A 5,263-nucleotide genomic window follows, 5' to 3' on the forward strand; every position below is an offset into this window, starting at 1 on the left:
TCACTAAATCAAGTTATTTGATGAGAAATACAACTGTTTGGGTGTTGTATAGTCAAGCCTCACGAGTAATTAGTATTGGTCAGCTTCATGTATCACTACACTTCCACATCCAACCTATCAACGTTGTAGTCTTCAACGGCTCTTTAGAGGACATATAGTCCTAGGGAAATCTAATCTTGAGGTAGGCTTCCCGCTTAGATGCTTTCAGCGGTTATCCCTTCCGAACATAGCTACCCGGCGATGCGACTGGCGTCACAACCGGTACACCAGAGGTTCGTCCGCTCTGGTCCTCTCGTACTAGGAGCAGATCCTCTCAAATTTCCAACGCCCATGGTAGATAGGGACCGAACTGTCTCACGACGTTCTAAACCCAGCTCGCGTACCTCTTTAAATGGCGAACAGCCATACCCTTGGGACCTGCTTCAGCCCCAGGATGAGATGAGCCGACATCGAGGTGCCAAACACCGCCGTCGATATGAACTCTTGGGCGGTATCAGCCTGTTATCCCCAGAGTACCTTTTATCCGTTGGGCGATGGCCCTTCCATACAGAACCACCGGATCACTAAGACCTACTTTCGTACCTGCTCGACTTGTTGGTCTCGCAGTTAAGCGCGCTTTTGCCTTTATACTCTACGCGTGATTTCCGACCACGCTGAGCGCACCTTCGTACTCCTCCGTTACTCTTTAGGAGGAGACCGCCCCAGTCAAACTACCCACCAGACATGGTCCTCGATCCAGATGATGGATCAGAGTTAGAACCTCAATATTACCAGGGTGGTATTTCAAGGATGGCTCCATGGTAACTAGCGTCACCACTTCAAAGCCTCCCACCTATCCTACACAAGTAAGATCAAAGTTCAATGTCAAGCTGCCGTAAAGGTTCACGGGGTCTTTCCGTCTAGCCACGGGTACACGGCATCTTCACCGCGATTTCGATTTCACTGAGTCTCTGCTGGAGACAGCGCCGCCATCATTATGCCATTCGTGCAGGTCGGAACTTACCCGACAAGGAATTTCGCTACCTTAGGACCGTTATAGTTACGGCCGCCGTTTACTGGGGCTTCGATCAAGAGCTTCGCTTACGCTAACCCCATCAATTAACCTTCCAGCACCGGGCAGGCATCACACCCTATACGTCCACTTTCGTGTTTGCAGAGTGCTATGTTTTTAATAAACAGTTGCAGCGGCCTGGTTTCTGAGGCTGCCTACAGCTCAAGGAGCAAGTCCTGTCACCATAAGCAGCGTACCTTCTCCCGAAGTTACGGTACCATTTTGCCTAGTTCCTTCAGCAGAGTTCTCTCAAGCGCCTTGGTCTACTCGACCTGACCACCTGTGTCGGTTTAGGGTACGATTCCTGTGTAACTGAAGCTTAGAGACTTTTCTTGGAAGTATGGTATCAGCCACTTTGCAGGTAAACCTGCTTGCTATCGACTCTCAGCATAGAGCACCCCGGATTTGCCTAAGATGCATGCCTACTGTCTTTCACCTGGACAACCAACGCCAGGCTGACTTAACCTTCTCCGTCCTCTCATCGCATTACACAGAAGTAATGGAATATTAACCATTTTCCCATCGATTACGCCTTTCGGCCTCACCTTAGGGGTCGACTCACCCAGCCCCGATTAACGTTGGACTGGAACCCTTGGTCTTTCGGCGAACGGGTTTTTCACCCGTTTTGTCGTTACTCACGTCAGCATTCGCACTTCTGATACCTCCAGCATGCTTCTCAACACACCTTCATCGGCTTACAGAACGCCCCCCTACCACTTGACTAATGTCAAATCCGCAGCTTCGGCATATAGTTTTAGCCCCGTTACATCTTCCGCGCAGGCCGACTCGACTAGTGAGCTATTACGCTTTCTTTAAAGGGTGGCTGCTTCTAAGCCAACCTCCTAGCTGTCTATGCCTTCCCACATCGTTTCCCACTTAACTATAATTTTGGGGCCTTAGCTGGCGGTCTGGATTGTTTTCCTCTTGACTACGGACGTTAGCACCCGCAGTCTGTCTCCCGGATAGTACTCATAGGTATTCGGAGTTTGCATCGGTTTGGTAAGTCGGGATGACCCCCTAGCCGAAACAGTGCTCTACCCCCTATGGTATTCGTCCGAGGCGCTACCTAAATAGCTTTCGGGGAGAACCAGCTATCACCAGGCTTGATTAGCCTTTCACCCCTATCCACAAGTCATCCCCTGGCTTTTCAACGACAGTGGGTTCGGTCCTCCAGTTAGTGTTACCCAACCTTCAACCTGCTCATGGATAGATCGCCTGGTTTCGGGTCTATACCCAGCAACTAAACGCCCTATTAAGACTCGATTTCTCTACGGCTCCCCTATACGGTTAACCTTGCTACTGAATATAAGTCGCTGACCCATTATACAAAAGGTACGCAGTCACATAATAAATATGCTCCCACTGCTTGTATGCATGCGGTTTCAGGATCTATTTCACTCCCCTCACAGGGGTTCTTTTCGCCTTTCCCTCACGGTACTGGTTCACTATCGGTCAGTCAGGAGTATTTAGCCTTGGAGGATGGTCCCCCCATATTCAGACAAGGTTTCACGTGCCTCGCCCTACTCGTTATCATGATGCGTGCCCTTTCGTGTACGGGACTATCACCCTCTACGGTTGCACTTCCCAGAGCATTCCGCTAAAACACACATCACTTCATGGGCTGATCCCCGTTCGCTCGCCGCTACTAAGGGAATCTCAATTGATTTCTTTTCCTAAGGGTACTGAGATGTTTCACTTCCCCTCGTTCGCCTCGAATGACTATGTATTCATCATCCGATACCTACCCTATGGTAAGTGGGTTCCCCCATTCAGACATCTCCGGATCACAGGATATTTGCCGCCTCCCCGAAGCTTTTCGCAGGCTATCACGTCTTTCATCGCCTCTGACTGCCAAGGCATCCACCACATGCACTTAATTACTTGACTATACAACCCCAAACAGTCGAACAATGTATACAAGCAACATTGCCAACTTTGTGTCTAGAGTCTTGTAGATTCAACTACTATACAGCTTCAATCTCATACCAAAACGCTTGATTCAGTTATTTCGCTAGTTCTCATTCATCTAGTGTCTTATCCTTTAAAGTTACCTCTAAAGAATCTTCTATCTAAATGATGAGTTGAACAATTATTTTCAGACTCAATCTGATTCAATCTGTTAATGATTAACTACTGCCTCGTCGGCACGTAGTAAACTGTGTAATCACAGAAGTTAATAAGTCATATACTTACTAAATTCTGTAATTTGGTGGAGACTAACGGAGTCGAACCGTTGACCTCCTGCGTGCAAAGCAGGCGCTCTACCAACTAAGCTAAGTCCCCAGCTTATATCATTTGAATTGTGTATATGTCTTATTGCCTTAATCTCAATGGTCAATGGTGGGTCTGACAAGACTTGAACTTGTGACCCCACGCTTATCAAGCGTGTGCTCTAACCAACTGAGCTACAGACCCTCAGATCATATACTAAAGAACAACTTGTTGTGGATTCTTACCAAGCTTCACCTTTCGTTAAGGAGGTGATCCAGCCGCAGGTTCCCCTACGGCTACCTTGTTACGACTTCACCCCAGTCATTGGCCACACCGTGGTAAACGTCCTCCCGAGGGTTAGACTATCTACTTCTGGTGCAACAAACTCCCATGGTGTGACGGGCGGTGTGTACAAGGCCCGGGAACGTATTCACCGCGGCATTCTGATCCGCGATTACTAGCGATTCCGACTTCATGGAGTCGAGTTGCAGACTCCAATCCGGACTACGATCGGCTTTTTGAGATTAGCATCACATCGCTGTGTAGCAACCCTCTGTACCGACCATTGTAGCACGTGTGTAGCCCTGGCCGTAAGGGCCATGATGACTTGACGTCGTCCCCGCCTTCCTCCAGTTTGTCACTGGCAGTATCCTTAAAGTTCCCACCCGAAGTGCTGGCAAATAAGGAAAAGGGTTGCGCTCGTTGCGGGACTTAACCCAACATCTCACGACACGAGCTGACGACAGCCATGCAGCACCTGTATGTAGATTCCCGAAGGCACCAATTCATCTCTGAAAAGTCTCTACTATGTCAAGGCCAGGTAAGGTTCTTCGCGTTGCATCGAATTAAACCACATGCTCCACCGCTTGTGCGGGCCCCCGTCAATTCATTTGAGTTTTAGTCTTGCGACCGTACTCCCCAGGCGGTCTACTTATCGCGTTAGCTGCGCCACTAAGCCCTCAAAGGGCCCAACGGCTAGTAGACATCGTTTACGGCATGGACTACCCGGGTATCTAATCCTGTTTGCTCCCCATGCTTTCGCACCTCAGTGTCAGTATTAGGCCAGAAGGCTGCCTTCGCCATCGGTATTCCTCCAGATCTCTACGCATTTCACCGCTACACCTGGAATTCTACCTTCCTCTCCTATACTCTAGCCATCCAGTATCGAATGCAATTCCCAAGTTAAGCTCGGGGATTTCACATTTGACTTAAATGGCCACCTACGCGCGCTTTACGCCCAGTAATTCCGATTAACGCTTGCACCCTCTGTATTACCGCGGCTGCTGGCACAGAGTTAGCCGGTGCTTATTCTGCGAGTAACGTCCACTTATCCTAGGTATTATCTAGGTAAGCCTCCTCCTCGCTTAAAGTGCTTTACAACCATAAGGCCTTCTTCACACACGCGGCATGGCTGGATCAGGCTTGCGCCCATTGTCCAATATTCCCCACTGCTGCCTCCCGTAGGAGTCTGGGCCGTGTCTCAGTCCCAGTGTGGCGGATCATCCTCTCAAACCCGCTACAGATCGTCGCCTTGGTAGGCCTTTACCCCACCAACTAGCTAATCCGGCTTAGGCTCATCTATTAACGCAAGGTCCGAAGATCCCCTGCTTTCCCCCGTAGGGCGTATGCGGTATTAGCGTCCCTTTCGAAACGTTGTCCCCCATTAATAGGTAGATTCCTAAGTATTACTCACCCGTCCGCCGCTAAGGTCAGTAGCAAGCTACTTTCCCCCGCTCGACTTGCATGTGTTAAGCCTGCCGCCAGCGTTCAATCTGAGCCATGATCAAACTCTTCAGTTAAAATCATAGTTGCTTATGGCAACCAATCAGACTCACTAAAATCACTAGCAAATTAATATTCGCTCTCAAATAAATCTTCGAGTAAATTTCTACTAGTCATTTCAATGATATGTATTTCATATCAGTGATAACTCAGTAAAAATCCACACAAGTTGTTCTTCAATTCTATTAATGATCTTCTAACTGATTCGTCATCAGTAAG

The 5,263-nt window shown here is 48.8% G+C and carries 2 tRNA genes and 2 rRNA genes; all 4 read right to left on the reverse strand.

Annotated features, from left to right (window positions below):
* Positions 1-48: 48 nt before the first annotated feature.
* The 4 genes from I2F17_RS12270 to I2F17_RS12285 all read right to left on the reverse strand — a co-directional run bounded on the left by I2F17_RS12270 (position 49) and on the right by I2F17_RS12285 (position 5,061).
* Positions 49-2,938 (reverse strand): 23S ribosomal RNA (locus I2F17_RS12270).
* A gap of 320 nt (positions 2,939-3,258) precedes the next feature.
* Positions 3,259-3,334: transfer RNA gene (locus I2F17_RS12275), tRNA-Ala, on the reverse strand.
* A gap of 55 nt (positions 3,335-3,389) precedes the next feature.
* Positions 3,390-3,466, reverse strand: a tRNA-Ile gene (locus I2F17_RS12280).
* A gap of 58 nt (positions 3,467-3,524) precedes the next feature.
* A 16S ribosomal RNA gene (locus I2F17_RS12285) occupies positions 3,525-5,061 on the reverse strand.
* Together the 16S and 23S rRNA genes with 2 tRNA genes alongside form the textbook arrangement of a ribosomal RNA operon.
* Between the last annotated feature and the right edge of the window lie 202 nt (positions 5,062-5,263).

It is taken from the genome of Acinetobacter baretiae (genome assembly GCF_015627105.1).
In the GTDB taxonomy this organism is placed as follows: domain Bacteria; phylum Pseudomonadota; class Gammaproteobacteria; order Pseudomonadales; family Moraxellaceae; genus Acinetobacter; species Acinetobacter baretiae.